Below are 19544 nucleotides of genomic sequence, written 5' to 3' on the forward strand. Positions count from 1 at the left end.
TCTGACAAGGAATGCAGTATAGAGGCTCTGCCTCTTCTGATAAAATAGAGGTAGAACCTCTAACATTGCATTCCCAGTCTGGAGACTGGGAACGAGGAGAAGTAGAACCTCTAACATTGCATTCCTAGTCTGAAGATTGGGAACGAGGAGAAGTAGAACCTCTAACATTGCATTCCTAGTCTGAAGATTGGGAACGAGGATTTGTTTATTTATGTTAATTTTTTAGATAAATTGGGTATTTAAACTTAGAATGGGTATATCCCAAAAAAAATCTTTATTTTTTACTTTTAGGAATGGCTTGATTATGCTTCAAAGACTATATGTAAACAACTTCAGATGTTTAGAAAACTTTGAACTAACCATGAAAGAGATGTCATCTGCTCTCTTGATTGGTAAAAATGGTGTGGGTAAATCAACTATTGCTAAAGCCTTAGAGATACTTCAATCTATTGCTAGAGGTACAAATAGATTGCGGGATCTTGCGAAAGAACCTCGTCTCATTGGGACGAAAGATTTCGCTCATGGAAAGTCTGACGTTCCTATTCGTTTAGAAATAGAAGTATTACTTGACAATAAATTACATAAATATGTTCTAGCATTGGATTTGCCAGAAAATTTTAAAGAATTACGAGTTTTTGAAGAACAATTTTTAGTTGCAGGAAATCCAATTTACTCTCGAAAAGCCGCCCAGGTTACTATTCATAATAATGCCCAAAATAAAGAAGCTCAGTTTTCAGTGGATTGGCATTTAGTAGCCATGCCAATAATTAGCAATGATAGTGTTGATATTTTTAAGAATTGGCTTTCTCAGATGATTATTTTAGCACCAATTCCCAGTTTGATGACTGGAAATTCCTACAGTGAAACTTTAGAACCAAAGCGAGATGGTTCAGATATTGGAGAATGGCTTTCTGGGATACTTGGTCGTTATCCTGCGGCCTATAGAGAAATTGACAAATATCTCCGAGATATAATGGAAGACTTTCAAGATTTTGTCAATGAAATTATTGGTAAAGATTTAAAAAATCTTGTGGTTAGATTTGAGAAAAATAAGGCAACTTTGAATGTTGATTTTCAAGATTTATCCGATGGTGAAAAATGCTTTTTTCTTTGTGCTTTAGTTTTAGCTGCTAATAAATTCTATGGACCAATTTTCTGCTTTTGGGATGAACCTGATAATTATCTTTCTTTATCAGTAGTAGGTGATTTTATCATGTCTTTACGACGTTCATTTAAAGATAATGGACAAATTGTAGTAACTTCTCATAATCCTGAAGCAATTAGAGAATTTTCTTATGAAAATACATTTTTCCTGGATCGAAAGAGTCACTTAGAACCAACTTTAATTAGATTACTCAGCGATATAGATACTACTGGTGATTTGATAAATGCCTTAATTTGTGGGGACATAGAATTATGAGTGTAAACAAGTATAATTCACACCTTATTATATTACCTGAAGATGATCATAATCTCCAAATTGCTAAGGGTTTCCGTCGATATTTAAACCTTAAAGATGTTATTCAAGTCCTTCCAGTAGCTCGTGGTTGGAAAAAAGTTATGGAAGAATTTGAAAATAATCATATTATTAATATACGACAATTTCCAAAAAGAAATATATTATTACTGATTGATTTTGATGATCAAGAAGATAGATTTAGTTATGCAGAAGGTTATATTCCAGAGAATCTAAGAAATAGAGTATTTATCCTTGGAGTAAAAATTGAACCAAGAGATTTGAAAAAAGATGTTCTTAGAAACTTTAATCATATTAAAAGTTTTGAGGATATTGGAGAAGCACTTGCTAAAGAATGCGCTGAAAACAACAATGAATTATGGGGACATCATCTTTTAATACACAATAAACCTGAATTAGAACGAATGATTTTATCTGTTAGACGATTTCTGTTTCCAAATTAGACTAAAAAAACAATATGCTAGAACAAATTAATCAAGTCGCTTTTGCTGTAATTCTCGTAATCATTGTTTATATCATTCTGCGGTTTTTATTCCCAGCAAATAATCAAGATATACCTATTAATAATCAATCTGTAACTTCTCCCGACACAGAACAAAAAATCAGAGATTTAGAAATTCAATGTCAACGACTCAGGGAGGAATTAAAACAACAATCTCAACAATTACAAACTGATTTTCAACAGGAAACTTTTCCCCAATTACAACCTTTACTCAGTAATTATCCCACAGTTAAAAGAATGGCTTTAGCTAAACCCGAATTACCCGCTAAAAACCTAATTTCCCTATTTACATCTTTAGATAATTTAATTACCAATTGGGGTTATACTGTCATTGGGGAAACTTGGGAACAAGTTAATTATAATCCCCAATTACATCAAGCTGATAGTGATGATATTCAAGAAGGGGAATTAGTATATATTCGTTTTATTGGTTATCAAAATGGTGATACAATCCTCTATCCTGCAAAAGTTAGTCGCACTCTTCCACCAGGATTCAATAATACTTAAACTCATAAATTTGTAGGTTGGGTTGAGGAACGAAACCCAACATTTACTGCTTACAATTTTTTAGATCATACATTTATTCTGTCTTAACCCAACATCAAGATATCAATTATCTATCATTTTTGTTGGGTTGCGCTTCGCTTAACCCAACCTACTTGAATTATGACAACTATTGCAATTGATTTTGGTACAAGTAATACTGTAATTAGTATTTTAGAAGCTGATACTCAATTACCTAAAAGCTTACGTTTTCCTAATTTATCCCGTGTATTTGTCGGTGTAACTCCTCAAGGTGAAAGATTAGAATATCCCGTTATTCCTAGTTTAATGTTTATTAAATCAGGTAATAATATTATATTAGGTGAAGGTGTGAGAAATCAACGTTTAGGACTTTCTCAAAGTTATCCTCCTGAAAGATTATTTAAAAAGTTTAAACGCGATTTAGCTGGAGATTATCAACCACCAGCAATCCAAATTGATGGTATAAATTATAATGCTATTTGTGTTTCTGAGTTATTTATCCAAACTATTTGGACAGAAATAAAAAGGCAAAATATCCAACCTAGTCATTTAATTTTTACTGTTCCTGTTGGTGCTTTTGAACGTTATTTAGATTGGTTTCGAGATTTAGGGACAAAATTAAATGTTCCTCAAGTATCAGTTATAGATGAATCTACAGCAGCAGCTTTAGGATATGCTGTAAAACGCCCTGGTAAGTTAATTTTGGTAGTAGATTTTGGTGGGGGAACTCTCGATTTGAGTTTGGTTAAAACTATGACTAATTCTCATGAAAATAACAGTTTACGCGCTGAGGTTTTAGCTAAGTCGGAAGCCTATGTAGGTGGGGAAGATATTGATGTTTGGATAGTTGATGATTATTTGCATTCTCAAAATTTAACCCCGGAACAAGTTGGAAAAATTGGTTATCAAAATTTATTAGAAATTGCGGAAAGATTAAAAATTCAATTATCAAAAAATCAATCTGTAGCTGAAAGTTGGTTTGATGATGAATCTTTTATGTCTTATGAATTAAAAATTAATCGTGAAAAATTAGAGGAGATTTTAGAATATAGACAATTTTTACAACAGTTACGAGATACCTTAGATGAAGTTTTAGCTTCTGCTTTAAGAAAGGGTATTAGTAAAAATGATATTGAACAGGTTTTGTTAGTAGGAGGAAGTTGTTTAATTCCCGCAGTTCAACAATTAATTATTTCCTATTTTGGTAAAAATAAAGTAAAATTAGATAAACCTTTTGATGCTGTGTGTCATGGTGCATTAGCAATAACGCAGATTACCGAAATAGATGATTTTCTCCGTCATAGTTACGCGATTCGTTTATGGGAAAATTATAGCAAAAGTTATATTTATCATCGCTTATTTACCAAAGGTGAAAAATATCCTTGTCAACGTCAAGAATGGTTAAATCTGCAAGTTGCAAATAATGGACAAAAAGAGATTCGTTTAGATATTGGTGAATTAGGTGATATGTCACAAACAGAAATTGCGTTTGATGCTTCGGGAAGAATGACTTCCAGTACTCTCCAACATCAAGAAAGTTACCGTTCCCTAGATAATCAAAATCAACAGGTTTGTGTGGCAAAACTTAACCCACTAGGTGAAGCAGGAATGGATAGAATATCGGTGTTATTTGAGGTAGATTCTCGACGGATTTTATTAGCAACTGTGAAGGATTTATTGACGGGAAAAGTTCTAATTAATAGGGGAGAAATTTATAAGTTGACATAAATAAAATAATACAAGTGTTCCTATGATAAAAAATGCAATGCTTCTATAATTTTAATCATATCTATAATAATATAATTATATTGTTACTTAACTTTTTTGACAAGATCAATTACTATTGATGGTTGCGTAGTCCAAAACAAATCAATTTTATAAAACTTGCATTTGTGAGACAATTTCTCTGTTGAATTAAAAATAATTGTTAAATCTATGAGCAATCAAGGTTCTATTCCCGTTATCATTAACGGTGCTGCTGGTAAAATGGGACGCGAGGTAATTAAAGCAGTAGCCCAAGCATCTGATTTGATTTTAATGGGTGCAATTGACACAACTCCCGAACATCAAGGTAAAGACGCTGGGGAACTAGCGGGTTTAAGTGAACCCCTGGAAGTACCAATTACCAATCAATTAGAGCCAATGTTAGGGTATGTGGCCGGAGAAAGACAGATGCAACCGGGGGTATTAGTTGATTTTACCCATCCTGATGCAGTTTATAATAATATTCGCAGTGCGATCGCCTATGGAATTCGTCCAGTGGTGGGAACTACAGGTTTAAGTCCCGCACAACTGGAAGAATTAGCCGATTTTGCGGAAAAAGCCAGTACCGGTTGTTTAGTTATTCCTAACTTTTCCATTGGTATGGTACTACTCCAAGAAGCCGCTGTGAGAGCTTCCCAGTATTTTGATCATGTAGAAATTATCGAACTCCATCATAACCAAAAAGCAGATGCTCCCAGCGGTACAGCCATTCAAACAGCCCAATTATTAGGCGAATTGGGTAAAACCTTTAACACTGCTATTGTGGAAGAAACGGAGAAAATAGCCGGAGCTAGAGGCAGTTTAGCAGACGAAGGGATTAGAATTCATAGTATCCGCTTACCAGGGCTCATTGCCCACCAAGAAGTGATTTTCGGCGCAGCAGGGCAAATTTACACCTTACGTCATGATACCAGCGATCGCGCCTGTTATATGCCAGGAGTATTATTAGCCATCCGCAAAGTTAATCAGCTAAAGTCATTAGTATATGGATTAGAAAAAATACTTTAAAATTGCGATTTTTCCATCTCAAAGCCAAAAATATGATCGTTCCCCTAACTCGCCAAAAATTTGAACAAATCATTCCCCTGGTTGCCTCTGGACCACAATATAAATACTATTGGGGAAAGTTAAGCAATTTTGTGCAGCGGATACTAATTTCTGTAGTTACCCTAGCTGTGCTATTGCTCATGCAATTCTTGTTTAGATTGGAATTTGGGTTAATCTTCTTTTTTGGAGTATTTGGTGCTTTCTTTTGGCTTTGGTATCCCGTATTTCAAGCAAGTATCCGCAATGGAAAATGCCGCCGTTATAAATACAGTGGCTTTTTCCGGGGACGAGTGCTAGACTGGTGGATCACAGATCGGTTAATGGGCAAACAGGAAACCGTTAACGGCAAAGGTGAGTTAGTCATCATCGAAAACCGCGAAAAGCGGATTAACTTAGAAATAGGTGACGAAACGGGATTTAGTGTTGAGTTTGAAGCCCCATTACGCAACGCCCACAAAGTCATTTCTCGTGGTCAAATAGCTGAAATGGTGGTCATGTCAAATAGCCCTGATTTAAGCACCATTGAAGAATTTAGCGACATATATATTCCTAGTCGTGATCTATGGGTAAGTGATTATCCTTATGTACGTAAGGACTTTTTTAATGAAGTTAGTGTCCGCTTGCGTGCAAACCAGGAAAGAAAACCCCGCCGCCGTTCACCGAAGACATAGGGATAGGGAATAGAGTTTAATCTCAGGGGATAAGCACAAGTTGGAAAAGTCAGATAAGTTCACCGGGGAACTTCTGACTTTTCTGGCTTTTTTTATGCTATATAATTAACTAATTCTCCAAAATATACTTAAATTATGAGTGATTTACAAAGTCAAAATCCACTGAATGCTAACGCTAATCTCGTCGGTATTGGCATGGATAATCAACTATGGACAAGAAAAAATTACTTAACCAGTAATTGGGAACATATACCCAATAGTGGCTTGGTTTTGGCGATTACCTTTATGCCTGATGGTACTCTGGTGGGTACTGGCATGGATCATCAATTATGGACAAGAAAAAATTACTTAACCAGTAATTGGGAACATATACCTAATAGTGGGGCAGTTTTGGCGATTACTGCTATGCCTGACGGTACTCTGGTGGGTATTGGCATGGATCATCAACTATGGACAAGAAAAAATTACTTAACCAGTAATTGGGAACATATACCCAATAGTGGGGCAGTTTTGGCGATTACTGCTATGCCTGACGGTACTCTGGTAGGTATTGGCATGGATCATCAATTATGGACAAGAAAAACCTTAACCAGTAATTGGCAACATATACCCAATAGTGGGGCAGTTTTGGCGATTACCTTTATGCCTGACGGTACTCTGGTAGGTATTGGCATGGATCATCAATTATGGACAAGAAAAACCTTAACCAGCAATTGGCAACATATACCCAATAGTGGGGCAGTTTTGGGTATTGCATATTACCCAGCCGTGCGCCAACCAGTGCTAAAACCTTTAAATGGGCAAATTGTTGTTAATGCAGATGAATGGACACTAAGCAATCAAGGTTTCCAAAAAGCCCCTGATACAGCCACATTTGTGACTAATATTGCCCAATACTTTGTTGGTGACGAAAAAAGTAAATTTCATGTACTTTCCAATAATTTCGGTTTAACTCAATCTTCTTTAGAGCAAACAATGACCAAAGCAGGTCATACTTGGACTAAAGGAATGAATATCCCCATTGATTTAGCAACCCTTTCTCAATATGATGCTGTTTTTGTCGGTGGCGATCCTGTTAATAATCAAGTCTTAATTGATTATGTGAAGAATGGTGGCAAAGTTTATCTCTGCGCTGGTACAGGTCAAGGAGGCTCACAAACTGAAGCCAACAATTGGAATACTTTTCTCGCTGCATTTGGTCTAAAATATGGGGGTTCATATAATGGAATTAGCGGAAATTGTCCCGTTAATCAAAATCACCCTCTATTTGCAGGAGTAAAAACCATTTATCAAGATAATGGTAACTCTATTGTTGATTTACAACCGGATTCGCCACTTAATCAAGTTATCCTTACTCATAGTAGTGGACAAGGGCTAATCGCTACGGCTAAATTTATTAAAACCCCTGCACCTGTACCAACTCCCGCGCCTGTGTCACCAGTTGATGTAACTCCTGTACCAACTCCTGCACCTCAACCAACTCCCGCGCCTGTGTCACCAGTTGATGTAACTCCTGTACCAACTCCTGCACCTGTACCGACTCCCGCGCCTGTATCACCAGTTGATGTAACTCCTGTACCAACTCCTGCACCTGTACCAACTCCCGCGCCTGTGTCACCAGTTGATGTAACTCCTGTACCAACTCCTGCACCTGTACCAACTCCCGCGCCTGTACCAACTCCCGAAACTTTAGTAACTGACTCGGAAGAATTTACCATCACTGCCACGACAAATGTAACTATTTCCAAATTAGTTTATAAAGGTGCAGTTAAACGCACTCAAGCCGATGAATATATAGAGATTAGCAACTTAGGTAATAGTCCTGCTAATATCTCTGGGTGGAAAATAACTTCTGCGGCTAGTTCTAAGCAATTTTTAACCTTCCCACCAGGAACTATCTTAGAAGGTGGTAAGAGTTTCCGCATTTACACGAATGAAGTACATCCTGAAACAGGTGGTTTCTCCTTTGGTAGTAAAACTGCTATTTGGAATGATGCAGGGGATGAAGCTAAACTTTTTGATACCGCAGGAAGCAATGTTTCCACTTTAGCTTATGGGAAAAATACCGTTGCTGGCATCAAACAAAAGTTAAAAGTTCCTCAATTAAAGTTTGTGGCTACTCATACTTTAATTAACAAACAAATGGCTTTAGGCGGAAAAGTCACATTTACCGAAGCTTTATCTTCAGCAATTCAGAGTTTTCTTGAAGATGATAGTAATGCTAAAAATCCTTTGGCATTAATTCTTAAAGATCCCACAGCTTTTGGTTTAGCTGCTGGTGCTACTAAAGCAATGGCTACTGAAAAGTTGCGTTCTTATCTGAACGAGGGCGGAACATTGAGTTTACTTCCTAATGCTAAAAGTAGCACAGAAGTGGATAAAAATTGGATTTTTGAGCTATCACTGGCAGCATTTGCAGGGAAAACCTTCTGTGCAGTTGTTACCGAAAAATTTTAGATTTTGGATTTTAGATTTTGGACCCTAGAATTTTCGGTACAGGTTCCCCGCCTCTTCAGGGCGGAATTAATCCAAAATACTCGCTGCGCTGCTTACGCTTCGCTAACGCCAATCTAAAATTCTTAAACTCCACACTTGAGGGTGGAGTCAATCCAAAATCCAAAATCGCAAATCCAAAATTGGCTGACCTGTTAGGCTGTATCGTTCCAGTGTAGGGGATAGCGAAGCGCGACCTAGGAATCGCAGTAAGTTGGATAGAACACAATCAAACACTATTGACTGTGATCCCTAGGTCTGACCGAAAAGACGGGACACAAGCCCCGTCCTTCTAGGACGGCTTTATGTTAAAATTTGGTCATAGTCGCCATAGGGCATTGGGAGACTTTAAACGGACATGGAGGGACGATAAGACCACTTGTGGCGTGTTTCATTGAAGTGTCAAGAATCACCGCACCTTCAGGTCGGTGAGTATGTCAAAAGAAGACTGTTTCTCCGTTATCTCCCTCCAGTTCTATCCTGTCCATAGGCTTGCCAAGCCAAATCTACCAAGCCGTGAACAATGGCAGCGGCGACAACGGCGTTACCCTTGCGACCTTCAATAGTGATACAAGGGACTAAGGACTCTTGTAATCGTTCTTTTGCAGTTTGTGAATTAATAAAACCTGCTGGGGTGGCAACTATTAAAGCCGGTCTGATTTCTTCGGCTGCAATTAATTCAACCAGCGAGGTTAATGCTGTTTGTGCTTGACCAATTACAAATATTCCCTCTGGATAACGCCTAGCTAGGGTTTCAATGCCCCAAGCCGAACGAGTTTTTTCCTTTTGGGGTCGTGTTAGTGCTTCCATGCTGCAATATACTGGATTAGCAAATGTATTTTGAATATCATAGGCTATACTTACTTGCACCATTGGTACATCTACGACAATGGTAGTCCGTGCAGCTAGGGACGCTGCTCCCACTTGCAAGGCCTGTTCAGAAAACCGGATTAAGGATTGATACTCAAAGTCAGATGTAGCATAAATTACGCGCCTAACGATTTCATACTCTGCTGGTGAAAAAATATGATCACCAATTTCACTATCAATAATTGCCAAACTTTGAGCATCAGTTATGTGCCATTCCATTGTTATTTAACTTCTTGTATAGTAGTTTTCAGCTTATCATCAGTTTCAACCAGTGTTAATAATATCAGTATATTTAAAGATTTATCTCAACCTCCCCTAGCAGACCGAGCGTGAGGGTTTTTGCTGTTTCAGCTAAACCCTTTTTTTTAAATTAGCACCTAAGATTCAAAACCAGAGGAAGACCGACTAAACATGGGGGATAAATAAGCTACTAGAGCACCAATAGCAAAGGCAGAAATATTGCGGACGAGGGGCAACCAATCGCTTGTACGGGTAATAACTGGAGCAATACCGAAGGCAATAAACAACATTCCCCATAAGGGTGAAAAAATTAACGCCCATTGCCAAGCAACTATTTTTTTGTCGCTTCGAGGTTGAGCCGCAAAACCACAAATAATCCCACCGACTGCGGAGGTAACAAGGGTGAGTATCCATTGTTCTTTAGGAAGTCCAGGAACTACGTTACAACCACCTTTGATTAAGCAACCTTTGACTGAATCTAGAGCCTGGAGAATGGCTTGATCTTCTCCTTGTTCTCGGACAAAGTATAAGTTACCAAAGCGGGTTTGTAGTTCAATCCAGAAGGTGCGGGGTAAAAATTCATAAACTGCATCACCGACGCTAAAGCTGAGGATGTTACCACCACGAGCATCTGCTACTAAGAGGATGCTTTTATCATCTAAACCCCAATATTTAATTACTGCTCTCCCTGGGGTGCGGTCATATTGGGTTAAAACGCGCAATTTCCAACCAGTATCAGTTTCAAACTGTTCTAATTCTTTAACTAGTTTTTCTTGTTGGGGGTCAGGGAGAGTTTTTGCTAAATCTACTACTGGTGTTACAAAACTAGGCAGTAAATCAGGATTTTCATAAGCTAGGGCTGATGGGGAATCAATTGCCCATACGGAGCTAATAACGCAAAATACGGCAATTGATACTAAAATTCGTCGCCAAAAACACAGGTGCATGAACGTTTTTATACTATTATCAACAAGGGGATGTAACAAGTGCTTTTCAAAGATTAATGTAAAAGTGATATTTCTTTACACTTCTTTACTTTACTCTAATATTGAGATATCTCAGCAAAACCTGATGGGAAAATTGGGGATTGGTAAATATTTGTTGTTTATCAATTTTGGCAGTCTCTAATCCCGTTTTCTTAATTGCATTGATGGGTTCTCATGGACTGGTAAGCGTTTTTGTATTTCCCCGGATTTTTCTTTGCGGGTAAAACTTGTCCAAGCTGCTCTAAAACCAATTAAGACGCTACGGGTGTTAATTTGAATATGTTCTGCTTGTTTTTTGGCACTATCTAGGCTTTGATCAAATTGTTTGACAACTTGACCGGCACTTTTAACACCTTCACTAATATCATCGGTTAAGTCTGTGATTTCTAAGCTGGTGTTGCGGATAGCCTTGAGAGTAGGTGGCAACTCCCGTGAAAGGGTGTCAAAGAATTTTTCGGCACTGCGAGCAGCATGGGCTAATTCCTGTAAAGCGGGTATGGCTGCCACTAAAACGGCTGTTAGGCTGGCAGCAACTAGGAGGATAGATAGTCCCAGCCAAAATAAAGGGTCAATCACGGTTATGCCATTTATAAACGTTCTATTTTTTCGGTGAGAGGATTGATGCTGTCTGTGGTGCTACTAACATCAACAGTATTTTTCTTGTTTAAACTTTGGCTTTCGCGCTGGGTAGCATCTATACCAATAGCGATCGCTTCCCGCAGTCTGTCTACGGTTTCATCCCAGTTTTGCAGGGTACTGGTGGAAAGACGGTTAGCCTGAATTTGCACGCTGCTAGAGATATCTTCTGCCAATTCGGGGATAGCATTGGCCGATTTTTTCACTAGTTTACGGGTTTCTCGTCCTGTGCGGGGAGCAACTAATAATCCGGCTAAAGTGCCGATAGCTGCTCCTAATATCAAACCACCTATAAAGATTCCAGAACGGTTTTTAGACATTTTTTGATTTTTCTACTCCATAAAACTTAATTTTATATGGGAATCTGGTTTGATCTGAAGTATGCACTTAAGACTCCTTGACTCCTGAATGGTTACTGAGCTTACTGTTGTCCCGACTCTTGCCATATTTTAACTATAAGTTGCCACTTTCTTAGCTACAAGCCAAAGATTCGATACAGTATATTTCAAGCATATTGTCTCTTGTAAAGCATGACAGGAAACTTTAACTGGTTGTGTTTTTACCTCGTCTTTTATAAGTTTTGCTTGGTATGTATAAAGTGCCCCTGAAGGTTGTTCAAAATTTAACTCACCAAGAATTGTATGATTATCCAGGCTTTTTTCTAATATTTTACCTGTTGCTTTATATTTAAACCAATCCCAACCTAAACGCAACATCAGTTCTTTTTCCAAAATTTGCAGGGGATTGGGTAAGATTCCCCAGCCACGATAAATTTTATGTAAGTATTGTATATTGCCAGTATACGTTAAAATTGATTTAAAAGTATCCTGATCAAGAAGTCCATAATATCTACCTTCGGGAAAATCTATAATTGTGGGAGCAAATCTATGTCCTCCAAAGTGACTTGATCTCCAAATTCTGAGATGATTTAATTGTAGGTTTGAGATGGTATTTTGAGCATGAAAGTAAAAAGGATTACCATATCTAGCACAACATTGATCATGACTACCATGGGTACATACTAATATATCTCGGCTCATGGTGGATTCTATTTCATAATCATTGCTAACACCAGCTAACCATTTATTAACAACCCCTGCAACTTTTTCAATATTTGGTAGTTTAAATTCTTGTTTCCGGTATCCGTTACTTAATCCTTCTTGCTGTTGATAAATTAATAAGGTTGTTTGTTCTATTTTGTGTGATTGATCATTGGCAATTAAGAGAAACCGAATTGGTAGTTGAGCGCGGTTTACATCTTCTACTAAGTTGCGTAAGTTATCTGGAACCCATTTAGAATTAAAGGCTTCATAAACCCAAGGGGTAGGACATTCTACTAAAATATAGGTTTGGTAATTGGTGGCACTACCAATGATATCTTCTTGTATTACCCGTGAATTATCCGCACAGAAAAATTTGTTCATTTACACTTACTCAACTAGAGATTTGATGGACAATGGTTAGGAACAAGCCTGGTAAGCATTTCCTAAAGTTCTAATTTTAAAAAAGGCTGCTGCTTCAATAAATACTATTCAGAAACCTATTCAAAAAACTATTCGAGAAGATACAATAATGTAAAATACAGTATCATTTTATAGAAACCATTTCTAGAATATGTGGCTATTTTCTGATTGGTTTGATCACTATTATTAATCCTCACTTTTAATTACTAAATTCCCAGATTTAAATAATCTAAATAGAAGACTATATTTTCTGTTCACTAGTTAGTAGATTATATCTTAAATTTATCAATATTGCAAAATATTCTCAATTACCTGCAAAAATATAAAATGGCATAGATTCAGGTTATGTATGATACAAGCATGATAAATGTAGAATATAGCAGTTCCCATACTCGTGAGGTACAAAGTTTTTTAGTTTTAGGGAACAGAGAAGAGGGAATCCTGTAACTGTGAATAAATTGGTGTGTACTTCATGAAATTGGGAAAGGATATAAAGATAGAAATAGAATATAGAAATATTTTATATGCCAATGGTAAAGACGGTTTCATCATGAACTATAAGAAAATCATGATTAAGTAATAATGGTGAATTGATAGTTGTTTCGTAAATTCCCTATTTTTAATTATATGACATTAATTTTAGCTTTAGACTTTGGCGGGACAAAATTGGCAGCAGCAACGGTTAAGGCTGGTGCTAAAGAGTGGTTAGACCATGAATCACGGTTTTCTCCAACCAATGGAGATGCTTTGACTGATTTAGAAATTATGCGATCGCTCATTGATTCTGTGCTAAAAGGAAAGAAACCGGATGCTATTGGTGTCAGTTTTGGAGGTCCTGTAGATGCAACAACTGGCTTAGTCCGTTTATCTCATCACGTTTCTGGCTGGGAAAATGTTCCCCTTAAACAAATACTGGAAGAAGATTATCATGCACCTACCATTATAGATAATGATGCTAACGTTGCGGCTGTTGGTGAACATCGTTTTGGGGCTGGACAAGGATATGATAGCTTATTTTATATTACCATTAGTACAGGTGTCGGTGGAGGCTGGATACTAGATGGTAAACTTTGGCGAGGTGCATTAGGTATGGCGGGAGAAATTGGTCATATGGTCGTAGACCCTAGAGGTCCCTTATGCTTATGCGGAAAAAGAGGATGTGTAGAAAGGTTAGCTTCTGGTCCATACATGGCACAAAATGCGCGGGAAATGTTGGAGAAAGAACCACCCAATGCTAAAGGTAAAAACAGGGGGGAGATACTCAGGTATTTGACAGGTAATAATCTTAACTTACTAACAGGTAAAGTGGTCAGCGCTGCCGCAGCTAACGGAGATGAAATAGCACAAGAGGTATTATTCAGAAGTGCTTGGGCTTTGGGGGTAGGTATTGGGAATGTAGCTAACCTCATGAATCCCCAACGGTTTGTTTTAGGTGGTGGTGTTACCAAATCTGGGGATAATTTCTGGACTGTGGTGCGGAAAGTAGCTAGGGAAACCGCACTACCGGAGGTAAATTTTGAGATTGTGCGGGCATTGTTGGGTGATGATGCACCTCTATGGGGGGCGGTTGCTTTAGGTTTGGATATCTTGGATTAAATTCTTTTTCTCACGCAGAGACGCGGAGGCACGGAGAGTTTAATTTAAATATTTGTTTGTTGTCTTTGATAAAGTGACCAGTACAAACCTTTTTGTTTTAAGAGTTCTAAATGTGTTCCTCTTTCGGCTATTACTCCTTTTTCCATGACTAATATTAAATCGGCTCGTTTGAGGGGGGCAAAACGGTGGGCAATTAAGAATACTGTGCGGTTAGAGGAAACATTTTTGAGGTTTTGTAATACTTGTTGTTCGGTTTCACTATCTAAGGCGCTGGTGGCTTCATCTAATATGAGAATTGGTGCAGATGCTAGAAATAATCTGGCTAATGCTATTCGTTGTCTTTGTCCTCCAGATAATGCTGTTCCTCTTTCTCCTACGTTGTTTTCATAACCATAAGGTAGTTGACTAATGAAGTCATGGGCTACTGCTAATCTGGCGGCTTCTACAACTTGTTCGGAGGTGATATCTGGATTTCCTAATGTGATGTTTTCCAAGATTGAACCATTAAATAAAAAGTCTTCTTGGAGAACTACACTAATTTGTTGTCTTAAGGATGATAAGTCTGTACTTTTGATGTCAAATCCATCAATTAGAATTTGTCCTGATTCAATTTGATAAAGTCGTTGTAAAAGTTTGGAAAGGGTACTTTTTCCTGAACCACTACGTCCGACAATACCTACAAATTGCCCTGGTTCAATATTAAAAGAAATTCCTTTTAATACTGGTTCTGTGTTGACATTATAGCGAAAGAAAACTTGATCAAAATTAACTTCACCTTTGAGGGGTGGTAATACTAAACCTGTTCCTGCTTCTGTTTCTGGTGCTGCATTGAGAATATCACCAATTCTATCTACTGATAATAGCACTTGTTGGAGATTTTGCCATAACTGTACTAGTCTTAATAGAGGGCTGGTAACTCTTCCTGATAACATTTGAAAGGCGATTAATTGACCAATAGTAAGTTGATGATCAATTACTAATTTTGCCCCAAACCAAAGGATGATTAAGGTGGAAAAGTTAGTGAGAAAATTACCAATATTACTACTAATATTAGATGTGGTGGAAGCTTTAAAACTGGTACGAATAAACCGAGCAAATAAACCTTCCCACCGTTCTCTGGCTATTGGTTCTGCTGCATGAGCTTTGACTGAATGAATGCCGGTAATTGTCTCAACTAAAAATGATTGACTGTCAGCACTGCGGTTAAAGGTTTCGTTTAGCCAATTTCGCAAAATCGGTGTGGCAATAATCGTTAAAGTCGCAAATAATGGTAATACAGCTAAGGCTACAAAGGTCAGGGGAATGTTATAATAAAACATTAATCCCAGGTATACTACAGCAAAAATACTATCAAGAATTACCGTTAAAGCTGTACCTGTAAGAAATTGGCGAATTTGTTCTAATTCCTGGACTCTAGCAACTGTATCTCCCACTCTCCGCGACTCAAAATAAGCCAAGGGTAAACGCATTAAATGGCGAAAAAGTTGGGCTGATAAACTCAAATCTAAACGTCGGGCTGTGTGGGTAAATATGAATAGCCGCAGTATACCCAGGATAGATTCAAATATAGCAACTAATAAGAGAGCGATCGCCATTACATCTAATGTGGCTAAACTCTCCTGTACCATGACTTTATCAATGATAACTTGAGTAATTAATGGTGAAGCTAAACCCAATAGTTGTAAGGTAAAAGAAGCTAATAAAACCTCACCTAATAAGCCTCGATATTTCCAAACTGCGGGGGTAAACCAAGCTAAATTAAATTTTTCTTGTTGGGAAGTTAGCTCAACTTGCCATAATGTACCATCCCAACAATTTTCTACCACAGATTGAGGTAATTGTTCACAAATATAATCAGGATTTTGGGGATTAGCAATAATTAAATAATTACCTTTGATTCCATAAGCTACAACCCAATTTAATTGAGAATTTTCCCCTTCCTGATTGCTTTGATTCCACAACAATAAAGCGGGAAAAGATAATTGGCGTAATTCACTCCAATTAATTTGTAATTTCCGCAATAATAACCCTAATTTCTCCCCAGTTTCTATCAGATTTTTAGGTTTTTGTCCGCGTAATTGACGTTGTACCCATGCTAACTGTACAGGATTTTGTAAGTATTGTGCTACCATTGTTAAACAAGCAGCACCTCTATTTTCACTTCCCACAAAGGGATAATTAGAAATTGTTGGTTGTTCGGATTTAGCAGGAGGTGAAACCAAAGGAGAATTAGGAACTGATAACACGGCTTCTAGCTCTTTTACTTCTATTGAACTGTTCCAAAATCCATCAACTTGAGGATTTAAAAACTTTTTCCATAGGGACGAATTCCAACACACAACTATGACTTCCTTGCTAGTAGCTACGGCTTTACAATCAGTAAATAATTGTTGACAATTACCAAACCAATCTCCTGTTTGCAAGGTAGCTACGGTTTTGTTTTCTTTTTCCTCTCTTAATCGGACTTTACCAGCGACAATAAAAAATTGATTACCAGCTAATTTTTGTGACCAAATTTTTTCGCCAAGCTTGTAGTAATGTATTTCGGCTTGCTGTTTTAATTCGCTTTGTTCTTCAGCATTTAGCCAGGATAGTGGCGGTTCATTCCATGGTAAATTGTTTAACACATTTATTCGTTAAAATTGACTGTTTAAAAGTTTTAATTCAATTGAATTTTGACTGTGAGATTTTGAATCTTATCTCCTAGCCATTTCTCAAATAATTCATTTTTTAGAGATTGTTGTAATTGAGGATCTTCTAAAGAGGCCGGAAGAATTTGTTCTAATCTAAATAAAGCAAAACGTCCTTCTATTTCTATGGGTTTGATCAATTTTCCAGGGGTGGTTGAGTCTACGGCCGCACGTAATATATCTGGTATAGTTCCCCGACTAATTGGTCCCATCATACCATTAAATACTCTTTCGTCGGCTAATGAATACTCTTTTGCTAGTTGTTCAAAACTACTTCCTTCTTCAATTTGAGTTTGTAGTTCTTCTGCTAATTCTCGACTGTCAACTAGAATCCGTGAAAGTACAACTCTATCTAAGTAAATCTTTCTTTCAATAAAGTATTCTGGTAATTTTGATTCTGTGATTAATGCTTTGAGTTTCTCTAACTGAAAGCTAAAGGTAATAGATGTATGAAAAGTTGTATAATCTGTACCATTACTTGTTAGCCATTCTTGAAATTTTTGGGCGTCAGTTAGTTGATTTTTTAGGCGAAAATCAATAATTGTCTGTTCAATTAATGCAGAACTAATCTCTATATCTGTTCTAGCACTAATTTCTTGTTCAATGATGTGCTGACGCAGTACGTCACTAATAAAATTTCCCAGTCTCCCAGATATTTGTAGATATTTGACTACTTCAGTTAGGGCAATTTCTTGACCGTTTACAGTTAAAAAAGATGAAGATTCCATGAAGTAATTCTCAGAATAATACTAAAACATCTATAAGACTTTCCATTAAATAATGGGGAAAACAGTAGAAAATTATATTTAGTAATTATAAAGATTCGATAAATTAAATATGTAATTAAATCTGGTAATAAAATATCATAATTTTTTATTAAAAGTAAACTAAATGATTTTAGACGATAACTATTTTTCAATCTGTAAGCAATATGACAAAAATGATGATGTTGGGTTTCCTGGTGTCAACCCAACCTACGGAGATTTTGATTTTAGTCAATATTTAAAGAAAGATACTTTGGTAAATTAATGCTAATGTTATCGCCGCAATTGCACCAATTAGGGTATTAAAAATATTGACAACTTCATTGGTAAGCCAAATATATTTGGATTGCAAAGTTGCACCAATGACACTTTCTAAATTAGTGGCGATAAATGCGGCTATTACACACCAAAGAATACCCAGAGGATTAATTAAATTTACTCCCCAACTAATCAGAGCGATCGCTATTGATGCTACTATACCAGCTAAAGTTCCTTCTAAACTGACTGCCCCTTCTGTCCCTCTCGGAACTGGCTGCAATGTGGTAATTAAAAAGGTGTTTTTACCATAAGCTTTCCCCACTTCACTCGCAGTTGTATCTGATAGTTTGGTACTAAAACTGGCAACATAACCCAAACATAACAAATATTTAAAACCAGGTAAAAACAATACTCCCAACGCACATAAAGCCGCTATTAATGCTGAACCCCAAACGTTTTCTGGACCTCTTGCACCACCACGTTTTTCTGCAATTCCTGCGGCTTCTTTTTCCGCTATACCAATGCGCGTTACCCCAGAACCGACAATAAAATAAAATACTACTACTAGATATCCTTGCCAACCTAGTGTTCCCCAAATGATAATTCCTAATAACCCAGCATTAAGTATACCTGCCGGGGTAAGCAATTTTTTGGGAATAATGGCTACTATTCCTAGTAAAATCGTATTTAAGGCTAATCCCATTAACCAGGGATTGATAGAGTCTATTAAAGATAACATCTGTGATAAATTATGGGTATTTTCAGATTTTTAATGTGATAAAATTATTTTATCCTCTTTTATTACATTAATATTAAGATTCTTTTCTACCTTGCTTTTCTATTGCTTGTCGTACTACTTCAATTCTCTTTTAGTATATTTAAATTCGCTTGTATTAGGATTAATTAATTGATAAAAAATATTTACAAGGGACTCCTTATTCTTTTTATTCTCTTTATTTTTCTTCCAGGCAATGTTAAAGATTTTATTTTCTAATAAGACTATTTTGCATATTTCAGCTTGACATCTTAATATACCTAAGTCTGTAATGTGCATATCTAGAATATCATATATTGAATCTTTTTTTCTCCAACTGCTTCATATCTACTACCATCACAACTAAAAATGTCATAAAAAATCCAAAATTCACCAAATAATACCCCTGAGTCATTGCTTTTATCCTTTATACATTTCAATGAATTTTATTAGAATTTATCATGGGATAGCATTTCATGAAAACAAAAATGTACACTCAATATTAATGGGGGTATCAATTCCTTATTTACCCAATGATTCGAGTCTTAATAACCATGAATTAAAGTGAGGGCATTTATTCCGAATTACTTCTAATCCAATGGATTCAGCTAATAGTGAGCCCACAGTAGATTTTGCTCTTTCATAATCAGGAAATTGGGCAATAATACGTTTACTAGGGGCTGTTTCCCTGCTATCATTAATCAACTCAGGGGTTTCATAGCTATCAGCAATAGTCTTGAGAATTAATGTATATAAAAATGTGGTTTCTGATCCTCAATCACCCAAAGCCAGAGATTCTCGATTAATT

General features: G+C 36.9%; 17 protein-coding genes. 8 read left to right on the plus strand and 9 right to left on the minus strand.

The window, feature by feature from the left end; genetic code table 11:
- Positions 1-304 precede the first annotated feature (304 nt).
- From H6G44_RS08855 to H6G44_RS20005, 7 genes are all read left to right on the plus strand, one after another.
- Positions 305-1420 (plus strand): AAA family ATPase, encoded by a 1116-nt coding sequence (locus H6G44_RS08855; RefSeq protein ID WP_190385219.1) that lies wholly within the window; start codon positions 305-307, stop codon positions 1418-1420.
- Positions 1417-1920, plus strand: coding sequence for a hypothetical protein (locus H6G44_RS08860; protein ID WP_190385218.1), 504 nt, complete (start codon positions 1417-1419; stop codon positions 1918-1920). Before H6G44_RS08855 ends, H6G44_RS08860 begins: the two co-directional genes overlap by 4 nt.
- 14 nt (positions 1921-1934) lie before the next feature.
- The gene (locus tag H6G44_RS08865) at positions 1935-2486 is read left to right on the plus strand and encodes a nucleotide exchange factor GrpE (RefSeq protein ID WP_190385217.1); all 552 of its coding nucleotides are present in this window, start codon (positions 1935-1937) and stop codon (positions 2484-2486) included.
- Between the two features lie 159 nt (positions 2487-2645).
- Positions 2646-4232: an Hsp70 family protein gene (locus H6G44_RS08870; protein ID WP_190385216.1), complete on the plus strand. Its 1587-nt coding sequence runs from the start codon at positions 2646-2648 to the stop codon at positions 4230-4232.
- A 207-nt stretch (positions 4233-4439) separates the two neighbouring features.
- The gene (gene dapB, locus H6G44_RS08875; protein WP_190385215.1) at positions 4440-5276 is read left to right on the plus strand and encodes a 4-hydroxy-tetrahydrodipicolinate reductase; all 837 of its coding nucleotides are present in this window, start codon (positions 4440-4442) and stop codon (positions 5274-5276) included.
- 32 nt (positions 5277-5308) lie between these two features.
- Positions 5309-5986 (plus strand): phosphate ABC transporter permease, encoded by a 678-nt coding sequence (locus H6G44_RS08880; protein WP_190385214.1) that lies wholly within the window; start codon positions 5309-5311, stop codon positions 5984-5986.
- Positions 5987-6121: 135 nt separating this feature from the next.
- Positions 6122-8443, plus strand: coding sequence for a lamin tail domain-containing protein (locus H6G44_RS20005; protein WP_199291702.1), 2322 nt, complete (start codon positions 6122-6124; stop codon positions 8441-8443).
- A 495-nt stretch (positions 8444-8938) separates the two neighbouring features.
- Here the strand turns inward: H6G44_RS20005 and H6G44_RS08890 are convergent, their stop codons facing one another.
- From H6G44_RS08890 to H6G44_RS08910, 5 genes are all read right to left on the minus strand, one after another.
- The gene (locus H6G44_RS08890) at positions 8939-9568 is read right to left on the minus strand and encodes a precorrin-8X methylmutase (protein ID WP_190385213.1); all 630 of its coding nucleotides are present in this window, start codon (positions 9566-9568) and stop codon (positions 8939-8941) included.
- A gap of 158 nt (positions 9569-9726) precedes the next feature.
- A complete protein-coding gene (locus H6G44_RS08895) occupies positions 9727-10536 on the minus strand; it encodes a TPM domain-containing protein (protein ID WP_190385212.1) in 810 nt (269 codons plus the stop codon).
- Between the two features lie 177 nt (positions 10537-10713).
- The gene (locus H6G44_RS08900; RefSeq protein WP_190385211.1) at positions 10714-11151 is read right to left on the minus strand and encodes a hypothetical protein; all 438 of its coding nucleotides are present in this window, start codon (positions 11149-11151) and stop codon (positions 10714-10716) included.
- 11 nt (positions 11152-11162) lie between these two features.
- Complete coding sequence (locus H6G44_RS08905) at positions 11163-11531, minus strand: YtxH domain-containing protein (protein WP_190385210.1); 369 nt, start codon at positions 11529-11531, stop codon at positions 11163-11165.
- 129 nt (positions 11532-11660) lie between these two features.
- A complete protein-coding gene (locus H6G44_RS08910) occupies positions 11661-12635 on the minus strand; it encodes a sucrase ferredoxin (RefSeq protein WP_190385209.1) in 975 nt (324 codons plus the stop codon).
- Between the two features lie 666 nt (positions 12636-13301).
- Between H6G44_RS08910 and H6G44_RS08915 the strand changes: the two genes are divergently transcribed.
- Positions 13302-14270, plus strand: a complete 969-nt coding sequence (locus H6G44_RS08915) for an ROK family protein (protein WP_190385208.1) — start codon at positions 13302-13304, stop codon at positions 14268-14270.
- Positions 14271-14314: 44 nt separating this feature from the next.
- Here the strand turns inward: H6G44_RS08915 and H6G44_RS08920 are convergent, their stop codons facing one another.
- From H6G44_RS08920 to H6G44_RS08935, 4 genes are all read right to left on the minus strand, one after another.
- Positions 14315-16897 carry a type I secretion system permease/ATPase gene (locus tag H6G44_RS08920; RefSeq protein WP_190385207.1) on the minus strand — a complete coding sequence of 861 codons (2583 nt, stop codon included), beginning with the start codon at positions 16895-16897 and terminating at the stop codon, positions 14315-14317.
- A gap of 32 nt (positions 16898-16929) precedes the next feature.
- Positions 16930-17688, minus strand: coding sequence for a peptidylprolyl isomerase (locus tag H6G44_RS08925; protein WP_190385206.1), 759 nt, complete (start codon positions 17686-17688; stop codon positions 16930-16932).
- A 274-nt stretch (positions 17689-17962) separates the two neighbouring features.
- Positions 17963-18721 carry a TIGR00297 family protein gene (locus H6G44_RS08930; protein WP_190385205.1) on the minus strand — a complete coding sequence of 253 codons (759 nt, stop codon included), beginning with the start codon at positions 18719-18721 and terminating at the stop codon, positions 17963-17965.
- A gap of 537 nt (positions 18722-19258) precedes the next feature.
- Positions 19259-19441 (minus strand): DUF4276 family protein, encoded by a 183-nt coding sequence (locus H6G44_RS08935; protein ID WP_242031632.1) that lies wholly within the window; start codon positions 19439-19441, stop codon positions 19259-19261.
- Between the last annotated feature and the right edge of the window lie 103 nt (positions 19442-19544).

Source organism: Aphanizomenon flos-aquae FACHB-1287 (assembly GCF_014698755.1).
Lineage (GTDB): Bacteria > Cyanobacteriota > Cyanobacteriia > Cyanobacteriales > Nostocaceae > Dolichospermum > Dolichospermum flosaquae.

Coding starts and splice junctions, on each gene's coding strand:
- H6G44_RS08855 (WP_190385219.1), top strand. CDS start 305: ATGCTTCAAAGACTATATGTAAACAACTTCAGATGTTTAGAAAACTTT.
- H6G44_RS08890 (WP_190385213.1), bottom strand. CDS start 9,568: ATGGAATGGCACATAACTGATGCTCAAAGTTTGGCAATTATTGATAGT.
- H6G44_RS08870 (WP_190385216.1), top strand. CDS start 2,646: ATGACAACTATTGCAATTGATTTTGGTACAAGTAATACTGTAATTAGT.
- H6G44_RS08860 (WP_190385218.1), top strand. CDS start 1,417: ATGAGTGTAAACAAGTATAATTCACACCTTATTATATTACCTGAAGAT.
- dapB (WP_190385215.1), top strand. CDS start 4,440: ATGAGCAATCAAGGTTCTATTCCCGTTATCATTAACGGTGCTGCTGGT.
- H6G44_RS08880 (WP_190385214.1), top strand. CDS start 5,309: ATGATCGTTCCCCTAACTCGCCAAAAATTTGAACAAATCATTCCCCTG.
- H6G44_RS08895 (WP_190385212.1), bottom strand. CDS start 10,536: ATGCACCTGTGTTTTTGGCGACGAATTTTAGTATCAATTGCCGTATTT.
- H6G44_RS08930 (WP_190385205.1), bottom strand. CDS start 18,721: ATGTTATCTTTAATAGACTCTATCAATCCCTGGTTAATGGGATTAGCC.
- H6G44_RS08925 (WP_190385206.1), bottom strand. CDS start 17,688: ATGGAATCTTCATCTTTTTTAACTGTAAACGGTCAAGAAATTGCCCTA.
- H6G44_RS08915 (WP_190385208.1), top strand. CDS start 13,302: ATGACATTAATTTTAGCTTTAGACTTTGGCGGGACAAAATTGGCAGCA.
- H6G44_RS08905 (WP_190385210.1), bottom strand. CDS start 11,531: ATGTCTAAAAACCGTTCTGGAATCTTTATAGGTGGTTTGATATTAGGA.
- H6G44_RS08865 (WP_190385217.1), top strand. CDS start 1,935: ATGCTAGAACAAATTAATCAAGTCGCTTTTGCTGTAATTCTCGTAATC.
- H6G44_RS20005 (WP_199291702.1), top strand. CDS start 6,122: ATGAGTGATTTACAAAGTCAAAATCCACTGAATGCTAACGCTAATCTC.
- H6G44_RS08910 (WP_190385209.1), bottom strand. CDS start 12,635: ATGAACAAATTTTTCTGTGCGGATAATTCACGGGTAATACAAGAAGAT.